This is a genomic window from Gemmata algarum, assembly GCF_034097035.1.
GTDB classification, from domain to species: Bacteria; Planctomycetota; Planctomycetia; order Gemmatales; family Gemmataceae; genus Gemmata; species Gemmata algarum.
On the sequence record NZ_JAXBLV010000230.1, the window covers coordinates 1 to 19,420 of the forward strand.

The 19,420-nt window shown below is 63.7% G+C and carries 15 protein-coding genes; 6 read left to right on the top strand and 9 right to left on the bottom strand.

Going from position 1 to position 19,420, the window contains the following annotated elements; all coding sequences use genetic code 11:
* Positions 1-146: 146 nt before the first annotated feature.
* Positions 147-797, bottom strand: coding sequence for a PEP-CTERM sorting domain-containing protein (locus tag R5W23_RS28490; RefSeq protein ID WP_320689305.1), 651 nt, complete (start codon positions 795-797; stop codon positions 147-149).
* Between the two features lie 322 nt (positions 798-1,119).
* The gene (locus R5W23_RS28495) at positions 1,120-1,779 is read right to left on the bottom strand and encodes a GntR family transcriptional regulator (RefSeq protein WP_320689325.1); all 660 of its coding nucleotides are present in this window, start codon (positions 1,777-1,779) and stop codon (positions 1,120-1,122) included.
* Between the two features lie 186 nt (positions 1,780-1,965).
* On the opposite strand from R5W23_RS28495, the gene R5W23_RS28500 reads away from it, so the two are divergent.
* A complete protein-coding gene (locus tag R5W23_RS28500; RefSeq protein WP_320689306.1) occupies positions 1,966-5,130 on the top strand; it encodes an efflux RND transporter permease subunit in 3,165 nt (1,054 codons plus the stop codon).
* Between the two features lie 82 nt (positions 5,131-5,212).
* The gene (locus R5W23_RS28505) at positions 5,213-6,472 is read left to right on the top strand and encodes an efflux RND transporter periplasmic adaptor subunit (RefSeq protein WP_320689307.1); all 1,260 of its coding nucleotides are present in this window, start codon (positions 5,213-5,215) and stop codon (positions 6,470-6,472) included.
* 37 nt (positions 6,473-6,509) lie between these two features.
* Here R5W23_RS28505 and R5W23_RS28510 read toward each other — a convergent pair whose 3' ends face one another.
* The 6 genes from R5W23_RS28510 to R5W23_RS28530 form a co-directional block, all read right to left on the bottom strand.
* The gene (locus R5W23_RS28510; protein ID WP_320689308.1) at positions 6,510-7,868 is read right to left on the bottom strand and encodes a hypothetical protein; all 1,359 of its coding nucleotides are present in this window, start codon (positions 7,866-7,868) and stop codon (positions 6,510-6,512) included.
* Positions 7,869-8,023: 155 nt separating this feature from the next.
* Complete coding sequence (locus tag R5W23_RS28515) at positions 8,024-8,941, bottom strand: ATP-grasp domain-containing protein (RefSeq protein WP_320689309.1); 918 nt, start codon at positions 8,939-8,941, stop codon at positions 8,024-8,026.
* A 120-nt stretch (positions 8,942-9,061) separates the two neighbouring features.
* Positions 9,062-9,697: an esterase family protein gene (locus R5W23_RS28520; RefSeq protein ID WP_320689310.1), complete on the bottom strand. Its 636-nt coding sequence runs from the start codon at positions 9,695-9,697 to the stop codon at positions 9,062-9,064.
* A 212-nt stretch (positions 9,698-9,909) separates the two neighbouring features.
* A complete protein-coding gene (locus R5W23_RS32825) occupies positions 9,910-10,380 on the bottom strand; it encodes a DUF5063 domain-containing protein (protein ID WP_407936173.1) in 471 nt (156 codons plus the stop codon).
* A gap of 6 nt (positions 10,381-10,386) precedes the next feature.
* Positions 10,387-11,040 carry a Uma2 family endonuclease gene (locus R5W23_RS28525; protein ID WP_320689311.1) on the bottom strand — a complete coding sequence of 218 codons (654 nt, stop codon included), beginning with the start codon at positions 11,038-11,040 and terminating at the stop codon, positions 10,387-10,389.
* Between the two features lie 66 nt (positions 11,041-11,106).
* Positions 11,107-12,045, bottom strand: a complete 939-nt coding sequence (locus R5W23_RS28530) for a sugar phosphate isomerase/epimerase family protein (RefSeq protein ID WP_261190028.1) — start codon at positions 12,043-12,045, stop codon at positions 11,107-11,109.
* A gap of 390 nt (positions 12,046-12,435) precedes the next feature.
* Here R5W23_RS28530 and R5W23_RS28535 point away from each other — a divergent pair, with 390 nt between their 5' ends.
* The 4 genes from R5W23_RS28535 (at position 12,436) to R5W23_RS28550 (ending at position 15,793) form a co-directional block, all read left to right on the top strand.
* Positions 12,436-12,840: a response regulator gene (locus tag R5W23_RS28535; protein WP_320689312.1), complete on the top strand. Its 405-nt coding sequence runs from the start codon at positions 12,436-12,438 to the stop codon at positions 12,838-12,840.
* 425 nt (positions 12,841-13,265) lie between these two features.
* Complete coding sequence (locus R5W23_RS28540) at positions 13,266-13,655, top strand: PDZ domain-containing protein (protein WP_261190030.1); 390 nt, start codon at positions 13,266-13,268, stop codon at positions 13,653-13,655.
* 646 nt (positions 13,656-14,301) lie between these two features.
* A complete protein-coding gene (locus R5W23_RS28545) occupies positions 14,302-14,844 on the top strand; it encodes a hypothetical protein (RefSeq protein ID WP_261190031.1) in 543 nt (180 codons plus the stop codon).
* Positions 14,845-14,953: 109 nt separating this feature from the next.
* Entirely contained in the window at positions 14,954-15,793 is an 840-nt protein-coding gene (locus R5W23_RS28550; protein WP_261190032.1) for an amidohydrolase family protein, read from the top strand.
* 1,328 nt (positions 15,794-17,121) lie between these two features.
* On the opposite strand, the gene R5W23_RS28555 is transcribed toward R5W23_RS28550, so the two are convergent.
* Positions 17,122-19,293 carry a S8 family serine peptidase gene (locus R5W23_RS28555; protein ID WP_320689313.1) on the bottom strand — a complete coding sequence of 724 codons (2,172 nt, stop codon included), beginning with the start codon at positions 19,291-19,293 and terminating at the stop codon, positions 17,122-17,124.
* Positions 19,294-19,420: the final 127 nt, after the last annotated feature.

A 19,420-nucleotide genomic window follows, 5' to 3' on the forward strand; every position in this document is an offset into this window, starting at 1 on the left:
CGACCGACGCGAGCCAGTCACGCGGTCGAGAACAACTTGTGGTGCTGAATTGTTGAGTTAAAAGAACGCGTAATACACTAATATTTCAGCGGGGCCGGCATCGAAGCTTCGATGCCGGCCCCGCTGAAATAACGGCAAATTGAAGGTCAAGCAGTCGTGGCCGGACGGCGGAACCGACGCACTGCTCCGCCGGCAATTCCGACGGCAAGTAACCCAGAAAGAACCATCGTGCCCGGTTCCGGCACCACGTTAATGGTGATGGTCGAAGCCGAGTAGTTGATCATTGAGTCGAGGAACTGGCCATTGGCAAGGATGTTATCAATACCACTGGTCGCATCTGAGGCATACACGGTTGTCGTTCCCACAGACATACCTGAGAACGTAAACGTACCGAGCAGTACGCGGCCGTCGGGGGAGATAGCAGGCCCCGAGCCACCCGGTTCGTTGCTCAAATTCAACCGAGCGTATTTGGTGCTGCCGGTTGAAATGGTGGTCGTCGCGGTGTCGAAAGCGCCAATCGGAGTCGAGTTGGGAGTAATCGCTGTCACTTGAGCGACGCCACTCGGGCTGTAGTTGAGACGAACGCCAGCCGCATTCAGGCCGCTGGTCGAAAGCCCATCGCTACCGCCTGTCTGAATCAGGTAGACCTGAACATCGACCGTGCTGCCCTGATTCACCTGAATGCTGCTATTAATCACCTGACCACCACTAACGAACTGGTACTGGTAACCAGCTCGAGCGCTAGCCCCGCTAAAGAGGGCGAGCGTGACCGTCAGCAGGAACACGCGGAGCTTCATAGGGTACCCTTCGCGGCAGTGTGGAAAATTAATGCTACCCAGTCAACAGCCTCGTGTCTACCCAAGACGGCAAAACTTGACCACTTTACGTACCGTCCCAACCGCGGCGATGCACCTTCCTGCCGAATAAAATATCGTCCAAAGACAAATTATACGCTAGTGAAATCGCCTGATGCGGTCAAAGGCTTCGGCACAAGGCAGAAGCAACGATACTCGCTATGCGTTGCAAATCATTTCGAACAAGTGCCTTATGGCAAAAGTGCAACCTGAACTTCGGATCTGAGCTATAAGCAGTTTCCATTCCGCTTTCCCACAATTTGGCTCACGCAGGCGGGACGGGTTTGGTCGTCGTCTCTGATTCAGGTGGGGGAGAAAATGCAGAAGCATGCTCCCGGAGAAGAATTCCCGCGGTAGCACCGTCGCCGCTGTCGAGAACCGCAAGGATGCGTTCGTAAGACGTTTCCGCGAGCTTACGGTTGATTTCGCCCCACCCCAAGCGGATTCGGACCCACGTTTCGAACGCAAGGGCCTCCCACAAACGCAACAGGGTGGCGTTGCCGGACGCGGCCACAATCGTGCGGTGCAGGGAGTACACTTGGGCCGCCTGATCGGCGTAATCTTTCGCGTCGGCGGCCCGCAGGATTGCTACGACGCCGGGGCGCAACGTTTCCGCGCGGCCGGCGAGTGCCGGGGCCGCCGTTAAAGCGGCAGCCTGTTCGAGCACGCCGCGGACGAAGTAGGCCTCGCGGATTTCCGGCGTGCCGACCACCCGGACGTAGGTGCCGCGATGCGCCTTCGTCTCGACCAAGCGAGACGCTTCTAACTCCCGAAGTGCTTCGCGTACCGATCCCTGGCTCGTTCCGAACTCGCGCGCGAGTTGCAACTCAATCAGCCGCTCACCGGGCCGATAGTGCCCCGCCAGAATTCGCTCGGTCAGCGCGCGTCGGACGTGATCCCGAACGCTGCCCTTCTTCACAGACATGCGCGAGCCTCGGGGAGAGTGCCGCTTCAATTCCTCACTGTAAACAATACGCATGCCAGCTATTGCATCTCGTTTATCGATTATCGATAATTGCTGACAGCCTTCCGCCCCTATTTGGGTATTCCCGGTTGCCGCCGGTTCGAATCGCGATGCCGCGTTACGCCGCGACATCTCAGGGGCCGCCCCATGTGGATCGTTAAACTCGCCCTCGACCGCACGTACACGTTCGTTGTCGTCTCGCTGCTGATCCTGGTGGTCGGGATCGTCGCGATTTACAAGATGCCGCAGGACAACTTCCCCGACATCGACATCCCCGTTGTCACGGTGGTGTATCTGTATTCGGGGATGCCGGCGGACGACATCGAGAAGCGCATCCTCCTCATCACCGAGCGGGTGCTGACCGCATCGGTCAACGACATTGAGCACATGGAGAGCCAGGCGTACACGGGCACGGGGGTCATCCGCATCTACTTCCGCCCGAACGCCAAGATCGAAGCCGCCACCGCTCAGGTAACCGCGACCTGCCAGACGGTACTGAGCAACATGCCGCAAGGCACCACGCCGCCGTACATCGTGCGGTACAGCGCCACCAGTGTTCCAGTAGCCCAGATCGCCGTGTCCAGTGACACGCTGACGGAAGCGGAATTGTACGACTACGCGGCCAACTTCATCATTCAGCGGCTCGGCACGGTTCAGGGGGCGCGCGTGCCCCAGCCCTACGGCGGAAAGCCACGCCAGATCATGGTGGATCTGGACCCGCAGCAGCTCTACGCGCGGGGGCTCTCAGCCGCGGATGTCAGCACGGCGGTCAACGCGCAGAACCTGATCCTTCCGGCCGGCACCGCCAAAATCGGCGAAACCGATTTTAACATCAAGGTGAACAGCAGCCCGGAGCTGGTCGAGGCGTTCAACCAGATGCCGGTGAAAACGGTGAACGGCACGCCCGTTTACCTCCGGGACGTGGCCCAAGTGCGGGACGGCTACGCGGTGCAAACCAACGTCGTGCGCCGCGACGGCAAGCGGGCGGTTTTGCTCCCCATTATGAAGGGCGAGGGAGCGTCCACCATCGAAGTCGTGTCCCGCGTGCGACAGGCGCTGCCGGGCATCCAGGCGCAAATGCCGCCGGAACTGAAGCTCGAAGTGCTGTTCGACCAGTCGGTGTTCGTCCGCGAGTCGGTGAACGGGGTGCTGCACGAAGGTGCCATCGCTGCGGGCCTGACGGCGCTGCTCATCCTCGTGTTCCTCGGGTCGTGGCGCTCGACGCTCATCATCATCATCTCCATCCCCCTGTCAGTGATGTGTTCGATCCTCTGCCTCTGGGCGTTTGGGGAAACGCTCAACGTGATGACCCTGGGCGGAATGGCCCTGGCGGTCGGCATTCTGGTGGACGACGCGACCGTCGAGATCGAGAACGTTCACCGCAACATGGCGATGCGGAAACCGCTCCGGCACGCGATCCTCGACGGGGCGCAGCAGATCGCGATTCCCGCGCTCGTATCGACGCTCGCGATCTGCATCGTGTTCGTGCCAGTGGTCTTCCTCACCGGCCCGGCGGCTTACCTGTTCATCCCGCTGGCGATGGCGGTGATCTTCGCCATGCTCGCGAGCTACTTCCTGTCGCGCACACTGGTGCCGACGCTGATGCTGTTCCTGCTGGGGCGTGAGGCCCAACAATACGCCAGCGGTCAGCACGACGCCCCTTCGGGCGTGTTCGGCAAGCTGCACGCGAAGTTCGAGACCACGTTCGAGTCCGTGCGCCAAGCATACCGTGGGCTGCTCGACTGGGCGCTGCGCAACCGCGGCGTCACGGTCGCACTCATGCTCGGGTTCGCAATCGGGTCGTTCGCGCTGGTCCCGTTCATCGGCCGCGACTTTTTCCCCACGGTCGACGCCGGCCAGATCCGGCTGCACGTCCGGGCGCCCGCGGGCACGCGGCTGGAAGAGACCGAGCGAATCTTCGGACAGATCGAGGACGTGATCCGCGAGCAGATCCCCGACGCGGAGCGCGACACGGTCATCGACAACATGGGCGTGTCCCCGTTCTACACGAACACCGCGTACATCAACAACGAGCTGGTGAGCGTGTACGACGGCGAGATCTTAGTGTCGCTGAAGCACGACCACCGCCCGACGGCCGAGCACATCCGCCGGCTGCGACAGGAGCTGCCCAAGCGCTTCCCGGGATGCACGTTCGACTTCCTGCCGGCCGACGTAACCGGTCAGGTACTCACGTTCGGTAAGCCCGCGCCCATCAACGTGCAGGTGGTGGGGGTCCGGCGCGAGGAGAACCTCGCGGTCGCGAAGCAGTTGCGCGAGAAGCTGAGCAAGATCCCGGGCGTGGTGGACGTGCGGCTGCGGCAAATTGCCGACGCGCCCGAAATCCGCGTGGACGTGGACCGCGTGATGGCCAGCGGACTGAACGTGACCCAGCAGGAAGCCGCACGATCGCTGCTGGTGTCGCTGAGTTCGTCGTTCCAGGGCACGCCCAACTTCTGGGTGAACCCGAAGAACGGTGTGAACTACCGGGTCGCCGTGCAGACCCCGCAGGCCCGTATCGATTCGATCGACGCGCTGCTCAGCACGCCCGTCACCGGCGAGGGGGCCGAGCCGCAACTGCTCTCCAACCTCGCGACGGTGCGGCGTGCGGAGTCGTCCGGACTCATCAGCCATTACAACGTGCAAACCGTCTACGAGGTGTGTGCGACCGTGCAGGACCGCGACCTGGGCAGCGCCGCGGCCGACATCAAGGCGGTGGTCGAAGAGTCACGCGGCACACTGCCGAAGGGCAGCACGCTGGCGATCCGCGGGCAGATCGAGAGCATGGACGAGTCGTTCGCGGGGCTGGCGTTCGGGCTGCTGTTCGCGGTGCTGCTGGTGTACCTGCTGATGGTGGTCAACTTCCAGTCGTGGACCGACCCGTTTGTGATCCTGATGGCCCTGCCGGGCGCCGCGGCGGGCATCCTGTGGGCGCTGTTCGCCACCGGGACGACGGTGAGCGTCCCGGCCCTCATGGGCGGGATCATGACCGTCGGCGTCGCGACCGCGAACAGCATCCTCATGGTGACGTTCGCCAACGAGAAGCGGGCCACCGGCCTGAACGGCCGCAGGGCCGCACTCGCGGCCGGTTCGACGCGGCTCCGTCCCGTGCTGATGACCGCGATGGCGATGATCGCCGGGATGCTGCCGATGTCGCTCGGGCACGGCGAGGGCGGCGAGCAGAACGCCCCGCTCGGCCGGGCCGTTATCGGCGGCCTGACCGTGGCCACCGCGTACACCCTGTTCTTCGTGCCGGTCATGTACAGCTTGCTCCGGCCCAAGCCGGCGCCGGCCGAACCCGCCGACGCGGACTGAGTCATCCGAGTACCCCGCGCGGCTTCGCCCGGGGTACTGGAACCGGAACTTGAAACGATCAGGACCTCGAAGGGAGCCGGCCGTGAGCACCTCCGCACCGCACTCGAACGCCGCACACGGGCACGCCGACCCGGACCACGTCGAAGCCCCGCCGGCGCGGCCGTCGTTCCTCCGGTTGCTCGTGCTGGCCGTTCTCGCGCTCGCCGCTCTCGGGGCGCTGGGCGTCGCCGGCGTTCGGGCCCGGCACCGGCAACAGACCGACCGCAGCGAGGCGGCGGAGGCCGTGCGCGCAGACCGCCCCCGGGTGCTGGTCGTGACCGCCGAACGCGCGCCGCCGAAGGTCGAGCAGGTGCTCCCGGGGACCGCGTACCCGCTCCGCGAGACCGCGGTGTACGCCCGCACCAGCGGCTACCTGCGGAAGTGGTACGTGGACATCGGCGACGAAGTGAAGGAGGGCCAGTTGCTGGCCGAGATCGAGACGCCGGAAGTAGACGCGCAACTGCTTCAGGCGCGGGCGGCGCTGGGCGAATCGCTCGCGACCCGGGACCGGAATAAGGCGAGCGTCGAGCTGAGCCGGCTGAACCTCGACCGGGTCCGGCAAACGTACAGCGGCGGCGCCGGCTCCAAGCAGGAGCGCGACGAGGCGGAAGCGAGCTTCAAGGTGTCGACCGCGACGGTTGAGCTCTCCGACGCGACGGTCAAGGCGAGCGAGGCCAACGTCAAGAGGCTGGAGGACCTGCAACGGTTCCAGAAGGTGACGGCGCCGTTCGGCGGCGTCATCACCGCCCGCAACTACGACCCCGGGGCGCTCGTCGTCGCCGACAGCTCGGCCGGGCGGGAGATGTTCCACCTAGCGCAGATAGACACGCTGCGGGTGTTCGCCGACGTGCCGCAAACGTTCGCCACGGCGGTGCGCGCCGGACAGCCGGCGCCGGTTTCGCGGCGCGAGGTGCCCGGGCACGAGTTCGCCGGCGCGGTGGCCCGCACCACGCAGTCGGTCAACGTGCTGACCCGCACGCTGCGGGTCGAAGTGGCCGTGCCGAACCGGGACCGCGCACTGCTGCCCGGGATGTACCTTCAGGTGCGGTTCCAACTCGAGAACCCGGGCAACGTCGTTCGCGTCCCCGGGGCCGCGGTGGTGACCCGCGCCGAGGGGGCGAAGGTCGCGCTGGTCGACACCGCCGGGCGCGTGACGTACCGGGCGGTGAAATTAGGGCGCGATTACGGTCAAACCGTCGAGATCACGGAGGGGCTCACCGGCGGCGAGCGGCTGGTGGTGCGTCCCGGCGACGACCTCGCCGACGGAACGCTCGTGGAGGCCGCCACCGCCAGCGGACGTTGAGGCCGAACCGGTGCCCGGCGGTGGAGCCGCGCCCCGGTCACCGCGGTTCGACCAGGAACGTCGGCACGGTGGAGCCGCCGCCGGCGGTCACGTTCACGAGCGCCTCGGTGGAGATGCGGGTCAGGCACCCGTGCATGTGCGTGCCGAACGCCACGTATGGGTTCGTGTCCAGCATCCGGTCGAGGACGTGCAGCGCCCCGTTCTCGAAGCTCGGAAACGCCTCGTGCGGGATCGTCACCTTCTGCTGAACCACATACGGGTGGGTCAGGGCCGTCTGCACCGCCTCGTCCCAGGCGCGCTGGTCGGCCAGCCAGCCGAGGACGATCCCCTTCCCGCCGTAATCGTCGTTCGGCTTCAGTACCAGTTGGTCCTTGTTCGTGCTGGCCCAGGGGACCAGGTCGATGGCCGCGCCGTCCGGCCCGGTGGTGGTGCGGGCCTCCATCACCCGCGTCCAGGGGATGTGTTTCGTAACGGCCTGCTGCTGCGCGGGCGTGAGCAGGCCCCGGTTACGCTCGTCGGACAACACTGCGAGCGACGCCTTCTTGAACAGGATCTTGCACCGGAACGAGTTCACCATGCACACGGCCCGGTCGCGCACGGCCCGCACGACAGGGTGATCGAGCCCGCCGCGCTCGATCAGCTCGCCGATCAGCACCCGCTTGTAGATGAGCGTGATGTGGTAGTCGCCGGCCATCAGTTTGCCGTCGCGGTACTCCACCTCGCGCGGGTCCACGATACGCGCCTCGAACCCCATCGCCTTGAAGTAGTCGTAGAAGATCACGAACTCGCTGAACGTCGGCACCTCGCGCCAGTCGAGGATCGCGATCCGCGGGGGGTCGGACGTGTGCCCCTGCCACTGCCGGAACGAGTCGGTGAGCGCGTGCAGCACCCCGGGCCGCGCCGGAATCGGAAACACCCGGAAGCGGCGCTGGAACTCTTGAAACACCGGCAATCCGTAAAAAACCTCGCTCAGTGCGTCCGAGTAGCCCGCCCCGGCCGGGGTTTCGGAGTTCAGCTCGGTGAACAGGAGTTCGTCGTCGGACGCGAAGAACGTGTCGAAACGGCTCGTCGGGCTCGGGCAGGTGAACCCGGGCTCCACGGAAAGGAGTTGCTCCTCCCAGTCGAGCAACCGGAACTGCCCGCGGAACGCCGGGTCGACCAGGGCGCGATCGTACACGGTCTGAAACGCAGGGAGCAGGGTGCCGACGGTGTCGTGAAGCAGCCGGTATTGCTCCGGGGTGAGGAACCGCGGGCGCAACACCGTGCAAACGGGACGGGTGCCGAACTGGAGCCCCCGCAACTGTTGCGCCCGTTCCAGCGCCCCCTGTGAGTCGGCCGCGAGTGTGCCGCCGGACGCGAGCAAGTCGTGGTAGGAAGTAATCGCGTCGGCAGGCATGGCACGCCCCGGGGGAAGAATCAGAACGGCCGCAAAAAAGCACACTAAGCACAAAAAAGAAAGAGCAAGAGGTCCGGCACGAGAGGAACCGGGCGCCGGCGGCGCGCTCTTCCTGGGCCTTCGCGCGTTGCGCGTTCGAGCCCACCCAGGTCCGGTCAGAACAGTTTGCTCCACTTGAGTTCGGCGAGTTGCGGCCGCGGGTTCAGCGCGCGGTCGATGACGAGGTCGGCCATGTGCTTCACCACCCACTCGAAGTATTCGGGGGTGAGCGAGTTCACGTCCATGTCCGGAGCCGGGTTCATGAAGTCGATCGCGTACGGCACGCCGTCCTTGATGGCCCACTCCGCCGTGTTCATGTCGTACCCGAGCGCATCCACCAGTTTGAGCGAATCGCGGATCACCCGCGCGTTCAGCTCGGGTGAGAGGTAGTTGGGCTCGGCGATGTAGCGGCGGTTGTGCGTGTCGTAGGGCATCGGCAGCACGCGGTCACGGCCCAGGCACATGCACCGCACGTACTGGTCCCACTGGATTAACTCCTGGGCGATCATCGTGAGCAGCCCGGAGCCGTCGTAGTACCGGATCAGTTCCTCGACGCTGTGGCACACGTACACCCCGCGCCACCCGCCGCCGTGCGCGTCCTTGAGGATGCACGGGAGCCCGACGTGGTCTACAACCGCCTGCCAGTTGAGCGGGTACTCCAGGTTCCGCAGGCTCTCGGTCTTCACGATGCCCGGTACGTAATCCTTGTTCGGCAGCACCAGCGTCTTGGGGTGCGCGAGGCCGAGTTTGGCGCACAGCGAGGCGCCGAAGAACTTGTCGTCCGCGGTCCACATGAACGGGTTGTTGATGACCGTGACGCCCTCCAACACCGCGTGCTTGAGGTAGCTGCGGTAGTACGGCACCTCGTGCGAGATGCGGTCCACGAGGACGTCGTAGGGGATCTTCTCGTCCATACGGGTGCCGCCGAGTTTCACGAACTCGGCGACGACGCCCGCGTTGCGCCCGTTCACCTCGTCGATGAACCGCGGCGGGAACGACCACTCGCGCCCGACAATGACGCCTACACGTTTCATAATTGGCTCAAAAGCAGGATTCACAGCGGCTACGCGCGGGCACAGAGAAGAGCCAAGAACGCGTTTGATGCTCTTCTTGAAATTCTCTGCGCCCGCGCGTGCCCGCTGCGGTGAACGATCTCAATCATTGCCGCCGATGTACTTCTGGATCATGTCGGACCAAACGGGCCAGTCGTGCGCGAACCCGTCCCACTCGCGGAGCGCGTTACCGATCCCTTTACCCCACAGTTTACCCGACAGCTCGCGGTTCTGGTGTACTAACCGGTCGCCGTTCCCTACCGCCAGAATGATGTTCTGAGAGCGCAGCCGGTCCAGGCGCCAACCGTCGTGCTCGTTGGGAATGAAATCGACCGGGTTCTGACGGTACACGGTCTGGTCGTGGTAGCCCGACAGGAACATCTTGATGTCGGCCAAGCCGCTCATGCTCAGGATACGGTTCACCCGGTCGGGGTAGCGCAGCCCCATCGAAAGCGCGTGGAAGGCACCGAAGCTCGCGCCGGTGAAGATGGTGTACGGGTTCGGGTTGCGCCACTGCACCCACGGCAGCACTTCGTTCATCACGTACTGTGTGTACTGCTCGTGGCGCCACACCCGCGCCCCCGGGTGCGTGTGGTAGGCATACCAGCTCTCGCGGTCCACCGCGTCCACACAGGTGAGGTGCAGCCAGCCGTTTTCGAGCGCGTGCCCGAGCGCGCGGACCAGCCCGCGGTTCTCCCACTCGAAGAACCGCCCGCCGGACGTCGGGAATGCGACCACCCGCGCCCCCCCGTGTCCGAACTCGAGAAGCTCCATGTCCCGGTGGAGCGACGGGCTCCACCAGCGATGATACGCCCGGTGCATGAGCGCCTAACAGCGTGTTGTTAAGAAAGGAAGTTCAGGGCGAGTATGCGGACGGGGCGACAATTCGGCAATAACCGCCGGGGCGAAATGAAGCGAAGAGCGGCCAAACGTGGTCCGGTTGTGCGGCGTCACCAAGTCCCCCGCTGTTCCAACCAACCGCGGAGAGCGCCCATCGCTCCAACCGCGTGCCGCCCCCAGTGGGACCAAAACGTGAATCGCCAGTGCCAAGTAGCCAGTTCGCGGTTGCCGCTCACATGCGTCTGAAGGCCCGCGATGAGGTCACGATAAATGTCCGCCAAGTCGTCCGCAACGCAACCGATCACGGCCTCTTCAGGCGGAACGACAAGGGAGTCAAACACCATTCCATAATGCTTGACGGGTAAGCGTTCGCACGCTCGAAATACACGCCTCCACTCGCTGTCGGGCACGGCGGGTACGTCGCGTGTGTTCGGATCAACCTTCGGCAAACTAAGCGCAATTTGAAAGAGGCCCAGAAGGTGAGATAAAGCGGTCCGAACCGCGGGCTCACCCGTGTCGGCGCACTCGACGCATTCTCGGAATGCGACCACTTGCTCGGCAAACTGCTCCTCGGCACCCATAAACCCTTACCGTGGCTTCTTCTTTCCGCGCTGAGTAGACGCGAACAGGTCCGCGAGCGACAACGTGAAACCCGGCAGCACCTTACCACCGTCAAGCGTACCGGTTTCGTCCAACTCCTTAAACTTCTTCGCCGACGTGTAGGCCTTCGCAGCCTTCGCCCGCGGATCGATTATCCATGCGAGTTTGCACCCGACCTTGAAGAACTCCGCCAACTTCCGATCGATCTCGGCTGTCGTGTTCCCGGGGCTCAGCACTTCGACGATCAGCCCCGGTGCGACGGACCAGAACGCTTCGTCCTGCGGCATCTCGTCGTTCGGGAACTCGGACCACGGGATGAACGTCACGTCCGGCGCGCGAACGTGATCCGGCCCGAGCCGAATGAGCCCGGCTTCGCCGGTCACGACACCCAGGTCGTTGGCCTCGACATGGTTCCCAATCAGCCGTGCGATGTGGATTCCCAGGAACGACTCGAAAGTCCCTATTGCCTTCTCCACGAGGACGCCGTCGATGAGTTCGCACGTCGGCTTGCCGGCGCGTTCGAGGTCGACTTCGGTCGCGGTCCCGAGCGCGGGGTGCAGTCGGATGCGGTCCAGCGGTACGCCTCCGAGCTTGGCGTGCAGGTCCGCGAACGTCTTCAGTGCCGGTTGAGTCGCCGTCATCCGTCGGCTCGCAGTAGAGAAAGAAGCGGGGAGGCCAACGCCTCCCCGCTCGCCGGTCCGATTGTATCACACCGCGGCGTACTTCTCGCGAAGCTTGTCCAGGTACTTCTTGCTGTCCGCGGTCACCTGCCACGCGTTCGGCCAGAAGCACAGGTCCACGCACCACCAGTCGTTCGGCACGCCGCTGTTGCGGAGAGCCGGGGCCAACTTGTCGAAGTCCAGGTTGCCGGTGCCGAACGGGTTGTGCGTGCTGGTGTTGTGCTCGTTCAGGCTGCCGTCGCTGTCGATCACGTGGACGTGGGTGATCTTGCCCTTCAGCTTTTCGAGCAGTTCCAGGGCGCCGCCGGGCAGCGTCTCCTTGGTGCCGGGTTGGTTCGCGCCGATCCCCGCGCACATGTGCGCGTGACAGGTGTCGTACAGCACGCCGAAGTTGTTGTTCCCCTTCGCCCGCACTTGTTCGACCAGTTGCACGATCTCGGACGGCTTGTTGAACGCGAACCCGGGCTCGAACTCCCAGCAAATGTTCATCCCGTGGTCGGCCGCGATCTTGCTTGCCTTATCCCACACGCTCACGATGCGGTCCAGGCCCTTTGCGGCACCGAGTTCCTTGCCATCCTTCTCGAAGTAGTCCCAGTCGACGACCGTGTCGACGCGGATCGTTTTCACGTCAAGGTCGGCGGCGAACGCACACCACCCGAGGAACGCGGTCAGATACGGGCTCGGGTTTTCGTCTACGATTGAGGTGCCCGGTTTCTTGAAGGCCCACAAGTCCACCGCGATTCCCGACAGCGCCAACCCGTGGTCCGCGATCTCCTTACGCAGCTTCTGGCGGCTGGCCTTCGTCGGGTGCGAAACCGGGCTCGGGTGCGGGCCGAAGCTGCCCAGTTCCACCCCGTCGTACCCGAGGTCTTGCAGTTTGTGCAGGATCACGTGGAAGTCGTTCGTCGGCTGCTCTTGGTTGAAGAGGTACGCCCAGGTGCCGATCGAGATGCGGGCCTTCGCCATGAGTTCTGGCCTCTCAAAACGTTAGGGGGAGTAACGGTTCCGCGGTGGCTGTAATTATAGCGAGGGACACTCAAACCACCCGACCTCGACGGCGCTCGCCGGGTCTACTATGCTCCTCTTCCTCGCTCTCGCCTAGCTCCGTTCTAAGCTAAGGCAATCGACAGAGCGAGCAGAGGGTTCGCACGCCGGAAGTTCGGTTCTAGCTTCGACTTTCGACAGTGGCAAGAAAGAACCCAGAACCTACGCCGATTTCGCACTTGATGGCGCAACCGGACCGGCTCTGCCGGAAGAAACGTCTATTTTCCGGATTGCGGCGCAAGTCGGGTCCACCAGACGCGAACTATTTGGAAATTGCCGTGTCTGGTTGGAGGTCGGCAGGAAAAGGAAAAAATGAGGACTATGACTATCACCAGCAGCACGCGCAACGCCCTGACCACTCGGACCATGAAACGCCACACGAAGCGGGTGGTTCTGGCCGGTCGGTTCGCGCAGGCCGCAAAGTTGACCGAACAGCTCAGCTCACTCGGGTGGGAGGTTCACACCCTCACCACCGGCCGTGACATTCACGCCGCCGCGGCGGCGACCGCTCCGCACGCGGTACTCGTGCCGGAAGTTGCCGGCGACGAGAGCGGATACCTCGCGTGCGCCAAGCTCCGGCGCACCCTCCCGAACCTGAAAGTGGTGGTGGTTGGCACGGAGCGGACCCCGAAGCGTGAAGCGCTGGCTCTTTTCGTCGGCGCGGGGTTTGTCGCAGAATCTGATGGGGTGAGCGGGTTAGTCGCTGCGGTGTCGTAAGCTGCTAAACGGCTCGGGCACGACGTGAACGGGAGACGAGGGCACAGAAGCAGACCTGAAACGTCTTTTACGCCTTTTGTTTCCCGTTCACGTTGTGTTTTTTGTGGCCCGTGGTGGAACTACTGCCCTGCGATTGATGACAATCCGAGTCGAATGCAGGGCAATACTGTGCTCCGTGTTCGGTCGAACGGCGACGGAAGTGAAACGTCGTAACCCTTTGCCTTCCAAACCTTTCTTGACTGAATTGTGTGGCTCGACCGATACCCCAAGTCGCTCAGATTGAGCCCTTATGCAGCCCTAGCTGAGTAGAGGCGGGATCCGGCCAACTGGCGAACTTCCCGCTTGCATTCGCGCTGCACTTCGGGCATGAGTGGAATGTCGCCGATCACCTCCCGGCGGCGGTGCGCACGCGCGAGGAAGCTATCATGACCGCGCTCACGTTTCTTTTCGGGGCGGTGACTTTTTACACCCTGGCACCGGTCCCCCCTGCTCTCAGGCCGGACCCGATGGCACGTGGGTACATGGGCATTACCGTAGCCAACGGAACGCTCGCGGTCGAGCGCGTTGAACCCGGGCTACCTGCTGAGGCCGCCGGGTTGCGACGCGGCGATATACTCATACGGGTCGGCACACTTCAGCCCGAAACGTTCGATCAGGTCATCGCTCACATTACCTCGTTCCGTCCGGGGGCCGTGGTTGAGATCGAGGTGCAGCGCGGCGCTGCTCGAAAAACCTTCAAAGTGAAGCTGGCATGTCGCCCGCCGGAACTCGACATTCAGAACCGCGTGCCCGTGCCGATCGAAATCGACGACTGATCACTTCCGGCAGTTGCCCTACTTTCGTTACACGGTGCTGACCGGTCCGGCCGGCACCGCGACAGCGGCGCCGAACACCACGCAGGTACTCACCGACGTGACCTGGATGCGGCTCCGTTCCTACTGTCCGCACTATCAGCCCCGGAAGTTTCTGTTGGCCCAGGTCGCGGCCCCCTCCCCACGGATCACCAACCGGGCGCCGAACGAACACCGCCACCCTTACTTCACCCCACCGGTGGTATGCGTGCATTCCTTACCGGAATCGATCTACACCGCGATCGAACCCTCGGCCCGAGGGAAGCGGCCGTCGGCTCGGGTGCCACGCGTGGTCACGGCGCGGTCGGGTGTGTGAGGGTGCGAGCGACCTTGTCGTCCAGATTCCGCCCGCACAGCAGTCACAGGATGTGTCGGACCCGGGGGAACGAATTCCGGTTCGAGTTGAATTAAAATGGCAGTTAAACGTCGCAACTCATTGTTTTCAACACAAAACTTCCGTGACTGAATCGTGTGGCTCGGCAGACGCCCCAAGTTGCTCAGGTTGAACCCTTGCCCAGCTCTGCTCCAAAGCTCACTTCGGCTGGACATAATGCGCCGGTACGCTATGCCCGTCGCCCAAACGGCTCCCGCCGCCCCCCGGAGATCACCCATGTACCGGATCGGTTCCGTCGGACTGGTCGCCCTCGGCCTCGCGGCCGGGATCATTGGCACCGCGTACTACCTCGGCCCGCCGCGGCAAGCCGCGGCGGCATCCAACGACCGCTACCAAGACTACATCATGGCCACCGGGGCGGTCTCGGTGAACCCGCGCGTTCAAACCGATGGCGTCTGGTTACTCGATTATAAGGCGGGCAAGTTGCTCGGGACCGTTATTGACCGTGCCCAAGGCAAAATCGTCGGCTGGGCCGAAGTCGACCTCACCGCCGAGTTCAACATCAAAGCTCAGCAGGACGTTCACTTCATGATGACCACCGGTTACATCACCCAGGGGCAGTCCGCGCTGTATCTTTCGGAAACGACAACCGGGCAGCTCGGCGTGTACACGATGGGGCCGGGGCAGAACGGCAACGGGATTGTGATCCGCCGGCACGATATGACCAAGTTCCGTCAGCAGGTCGCCGGCGCCGCAGCCGGGGCGGTCCCCGCCGTCGGGGCCGGACCGATCGCTCCGGTTGCAACCGGCAACCCGTGAACCACATCACACTGACGCGCGAGCACCGGCGGTGTTCGCGCTTCTACTATTCGCACCCCTACACTAACACCGGAGTTGCGCCGCGTACCTGCCCCCCGTGAGCCGGGCGATGATCGATGTCCACATCCACGCGGTTCCGCCGAACCTACCGGGCGTCGGGTCTCTTGCCCCGCTGCTCCGCGAGGCGCCCGAAGTGATCGCGACCCAGCTCCGGCGCGAGATGCAGACCGCCGGCGTTACGGACGTGTTCGCCATGGGGGCGTGGACCGAGGACGATAGCGATCCGCTCGGCATCAACGGCACGCTCGAGGTCGCCCCGTTCGTTCCCGGGCTCCGCCCCATCGGGGTAATGGACCCCACGCGCGACACACCGGAACACTTCCGCAGGGTCGAAGCCGTCCTCGCGAGCGGTGTGGTGGTCGCGCTGAAGGGCTACCTCGGCTACTTGCATTTCGAACCGGCTCACCCGAGCTACCAGCGGTACTACGAACTTGCGGCTCGCTACCGCGTGCCCGTCATGTTCCACACCGGCGACACGTACTCGCCGCAGGCCAAGCTTCGTTACGCGCACCCCCTCGGCGTTGACGAGGTTGCCGTCGACCACCCGGACTGTCGGTTCCTCATCTGCCATCTCGGCAACCCGTGGATGACGGACGCCGCGGAAGTGATCTATAAGAACGTTAACGTGTGGGCGGACCTCTCCGGTCTGATGATCGGCGACGACAGCTACCTTGCCTCAGAAGAAGGGCGCGAAGCAGCGTACGAACTGGCTCAGAACATCCGTAAGGCGATCAAGTATTCCGAACGGCCCAACCGGTTCGTCTACGGCACCGACTGGCCGCTCGCTCCTATGACCGCGTACCGCGAGTTCGTTAAAACCTGTGTCCCGGCCGACAACCACGAACAAGTGTTTCTCGACAACGCACGACTCCTTTTCCGGCTCGGATAACTCACCGATCACTTGCCAGCGATCAAGAATGGTTACCACGAAACGCCGGAACAAGTTTAAATACAAGACGTGAAGAAGCAGAAAGAGGCATTGCAGCGTACGACCGCATCACCGGCCGCGGTCACAAAGTGAAAGAAGTAAGAAATTTGCACTTGCATAACACATCGAAATGGGGCATGATGCCTGAAGAAAAAGGCTGCGTCACTCTCCCGACGCAAACAGAGAGGCGATCCTTAACGGGTCGCCTCTCTTGTTTTCAGGCTTTTACGAGTTTGATTTGGCCGCTTAGACAGTCAATTCGCAAGCCCTTGCATGACAACCTGTTACGGCCACTAAATCCCTGGCGACCATTGCGACAGCACACCGAGATAATTCCGGACTTGCATCGAAAGCCGATTTTGACTTTCCAAACGGCCCATCACTTTGGGTTTGATTAACGATACCACCGGTGCCTTGGCCGCCTCTCCCATCGACCAAGACACCGGTGGTAGTTTCTGCGAGCTGTATTTACCCTTCTGACTGCGCCGCCTCTCCCCACAGCGCACTCAGAACAGCAATCGGTGCTCGACAAAAGAAAGTGAAGCAGACGCCGTGCCAATTGTCCGGAGAAGTTGAAGGCATTGCCCATCACAGCCAAATACGCTGTGATTTCAAGGATAAACACTACTGTTTTTTAAACTCACTAGCCCGGCAGGTGGCACCGAACATTAAACGGCTGCTGAAAAAGCCAGCAAAAACCGCTCGCGAAGCAAGCAGGCGTCAACATAGCCACAGAAAGCCGCGCTAGTTGAGCACCGCGGATGGCAATTTCACTTGCAGCATCGCTCGCGAGTGAATCTCATTGCAACATTTCGGATCTTCAAACTGTTCGCGCGATTGGCACAGCTTTTTCAACTCGTTACCCGGCGTCTGGCGTTCAAAACCGTCGGGGCACCGGAGAAAACAACGGAGGACGACTTGGCCACGCACAACATCCAGCCGTTCGTCTGGACCAAAGACGCCGACCTGGTCGGCCACAAGGTTCGGAAGGTCTGCGAGCGGCTGACACCGCCATAAATAGCTGGGCATGAATCTCTTACTCATCCATGCCCCCCACTGCGGTGTCGCTGTTGTTGACGAACCGCGACCGCCCGAGAGTGTGATACGCGGCGCTGCTCCCCAGGTTCGCAGCTCGTCAAGAAAGCGGAAATGCTACCAGATACGTGCATCAGAGCACTATCTGCTGCTCAAGCGAACGATTGAAAATCATTGACCAAACGGCTGCTATCGTAAACTGCCCGGAAGCAAAATACCGGACTGCCCATGACGGCCGCGACCGACCAAAGCCATCACCGTGTGCCAGCGAAGAACGAATCCAGCGCGGCGAAGTTCGCTCCGCCGAACACGTTCACCAGGGCGCGCCCTCCGACCTCGCGCACGGCAACCACATCGGCGCGGGCTGCGGAGTCGTACCGCCCGGCTTGCACCGTCACCCGGTCCGTGGTGCCCGGATCGAATGCGAAGAAGTCGGCCCGCACGGCCTTGGTTCGTGCGTCCAGCACCCGCACCCGCGCCCCTTGTGACACCAGCAACTCCGCGATCCCGTCCCCGTCGATGTCGCCGGCCGAAACGCTGAACCCGGTCGCCGCTCCCGGCGCGGTAGCCAGGAACGAGTCGCGCAACACCATTGTTCCGGCGGTGAACGCCTTCACGTGGACCCCCGCCCCGCCGTCTGCGGCAGTGACGAGTTCGTTGCGCCCGTCCCCGTCCAAATCGGCCGCTGACACCGCGATTGACCCGAAATAGCCGTTGTACACGAGCACACTGAACGTCAGCTCTCCCGTCTTGCCGTCGAACACCTTGACGTGCCCGTTCAGGTTGGCCGCGACGATGAGGTCACCGATGCCGTCCCCGTTCAGATCCCCGACCGCGAGGCTGATCGGCCCCTGGTACCCGGCGAACGCGTAAAAGCTGCGGATCTCGGCCCCCGAAACGCCGTCAAACACCTTGACGTGCCCGCCGTACGTCGCGGCGGTGACCACGTCGGCAACGCCGTCACCGGTCACGTCCCCGGCGGCAGCCGCGATCCCCCCGACGAACCCCGGGTGTGGGTCGAGGACGAGCCTCGTGACGCCCCCTTCGCCGAGCACGCGGACCAGTTCCGTGCCGACCGGGGCGCCGACCACCACGGGCGGGGCAACCGCCGGTTGGGGTGACGGGGTCGTGCCCCCCGGGGCCGGCGCCGCGAGCCCGAACATCTTGGCGACGTTCAGCCGGCCCGCTGTCGTGACCTTCCCGCTCAGGCCGGCGACCGGGTCGACGGCGCTCTTCAACTGGCTGATGACCTGTTGATACGTCAGGCCCGGGTTCGCGCTCCAGTACAGCGCGATGGCCCCGGTGACGTGCGGGGTCGCCATCGAGGTCCCGCTGAAGCTGCTGTACGTGTTGTTCGGCGTGGTGCTGTAGATGCCGACCCCCGGTGCCGCGAGCGTCACCGACCCGGCCCCGTAGTTGGAGAAATTGGCGAGCCGATCGCTGCTGTCGGTGGCCGCGACCGTAACCACGTTGTCGTAGCTCTGGATGTAACTGGCCGGGTAGCTGGGGTTCGTGTCGATGTTCTTGGCTTCGTTCCCGGCGGCGGCGACGAAGATGTGCCCCGCGTCCCGCGCCCGGCCGATCGCGGCAGCCATCGCGGTGCTGTAAGCGCCCCCGCCCCAACTGTTGTTCGACACCTTCGCGCCCATGCGCACCGCGTAGTCTAACGCGCGGATCGCGTTGCTCGTGTACCCGCCCCCGGAGGCCCCGAGGAACTTAAGCGGCATGATCTGCACCGCCCAGTTCACGCCGGCGACGCCGATCCCGTTGTTCCCAACCGCGCCGATGGTGCCGGCCACGTGGGTCCCGTGGTTGTTGTCGTCCATCGGGTCGTTGTCGTTGTTCGCGAAGTCCCACCCGTGTACGTCGTCCACGTACCCGTTGCCGTCGTCGTCGATCCCGTTGCCCGGGATCTCTCCCGCGTTGGTCCAGATGTTCGCGGCCAGGTCCGGGTGGTTGTAGTCCACCCCGCTGTCGATCACCGCCACCACGAAGTTACGGTTGCCCGTGGTCACGTCCCACGCGGCCGGGGCGCCGATCTTCGTCATTCCGTACAGGGAGCCGTACGTCGGGTCGTTCGGCACCCCGTCCACCCGGACGAACTCGTCCGGCGCGGCCACGGTTACGCCGGCGGTCGCACCGTAGTAGGCCAGCGCGCCGCCCAGATCAGTGCCCGGGGTGAGGGTGACGCTGTAGATCCCGAACCCGAGTGATTCGACCCCGCGGGCGAACGGCGCCCGCGCGAGCGCGGCCGCGCTCGTGCCCTGGTCGAGCACCACCGTGACCCGGTCCGCGGCGACGGCGCCGGTCGCCACCAGCCGGGGCAGGTCCAGGTTCGGGCTCGTGGCGGTCGGCGTGAGCCGGTCTTCCAGGTGCTCAATACTGAGGCGTGCGCGAGCGACGGTCGAGCGGTGCGATAAGCCCATGTCGGTTCCCTGTTGAACCGGTCCGCCCACCGGCCGGACCATTTTCAACAGGTGTGTACGGCGCGTTCGAAACACGCGCCGTGCGGAGTGACGAAATGGACTGATAATCGTGCGTTACACGAAAACC

What these genes read in the sequence shown, in the direction of transcription:
- R5W23_RS28535 (WP_320689312.1), top strand. Translation starts at nt 12,436, where the DNA reads ATGAGGACTATGACTATCACCAGCAGCACGCGCAACGCCCTGACCACT.
- R5W23_RS28545 (WP_261190031.1), top strand. Translation starts at nt 14,302, where the DNA reads ATGTACCGGATCGGTTCCGTCGGACTGGTCGCCCTCGGCCTCGCGGCC.
- R5W23_RS28525 (WP_320689311.1), bottom strand. Translation starts at nt 11,040, where the DNA reads ATGACGGCGACTCAACCGGCACTGAAGACGTTCGCGGACCTGCACGCC.
- R5W23_RS28495 (WP_320689325.1), bottom strand. Translation starts at nt 1,779, where the DNA reads ATGTCTGTGAAGAAGGGCAGCGTTCGGGATCACGTCCGACGCGCGCTG.
- R5W23_RS28490 (WP_320689305.1), bottom strand. Translation starts at nt 797, where the DNA reads ATGAAGCTCCGCGTGTTCCTGCTGACGGTCACGCTCGCCCTCTTTAGC.
- R5W23_RS28510 (WP_320689308.1), bottom strand. Translation starts at nt 7,868, where the DNA reads ATGCCTGCCGACGCGATTACTTCCTACCACGACTTGCTCGCGTCCGGC.
- R5W23_RS28555 (WP_320689313.1), bottom strand. Translation starts at nt 19,293, where the DNA reads ATGGGCTTATCGCACCGCTCGACCGTCGCTCGCGCACGCCTCAGTATT.
- R5W23_RS28515 (WP_320689309.1), bottom strand. Translation starts at nt 8,941, where the DNA reads ATGAAACGTGTAGGCGTCATTGTCGGGCGCGAGTGGTCGTTCCCGCCG.
- R5W23_RS28540 (WP_261190030.1), top strand. Translation starts at nt 13,266, where the DNA reads ATGACCGCGCTCACGTTTCTTTTCGGGGCGGTGACTTTTTACACCCTG.
- R5W23_RS32825 (WP_407936173.1), bottom strand. Translation starts at nt 10,380, where the DNA reads ATGGGTGCCGAGGAGCAGTTTGCCGAGCAAGTGGTCGCATTCCGAGAA.
- R5W23_RS28530 (WP_261190028.1), bottom strand. Translation starts at nt 12,045, where the DNA reads ATGGCGAAGGCCCGCATCTCGATCGGCACCTGGGCGTACCTCTTCAAC.
- R5W23_RS28500 (WP_320689306.1), top strand. Translation starts at nt 1,966, where the DNA reads ATGTGGATCGTTAAACTCGCCCTCGACCGCACGTACACGTTCGTTGTC.
- R5W23_RS28550 (WP_261190032.1), top strand. Translation starts at nt 14,954, where the DNA reads ATGATCGATGTCCACATCCACGCGGTTCCGCCGAACCTACCGGGCGTC.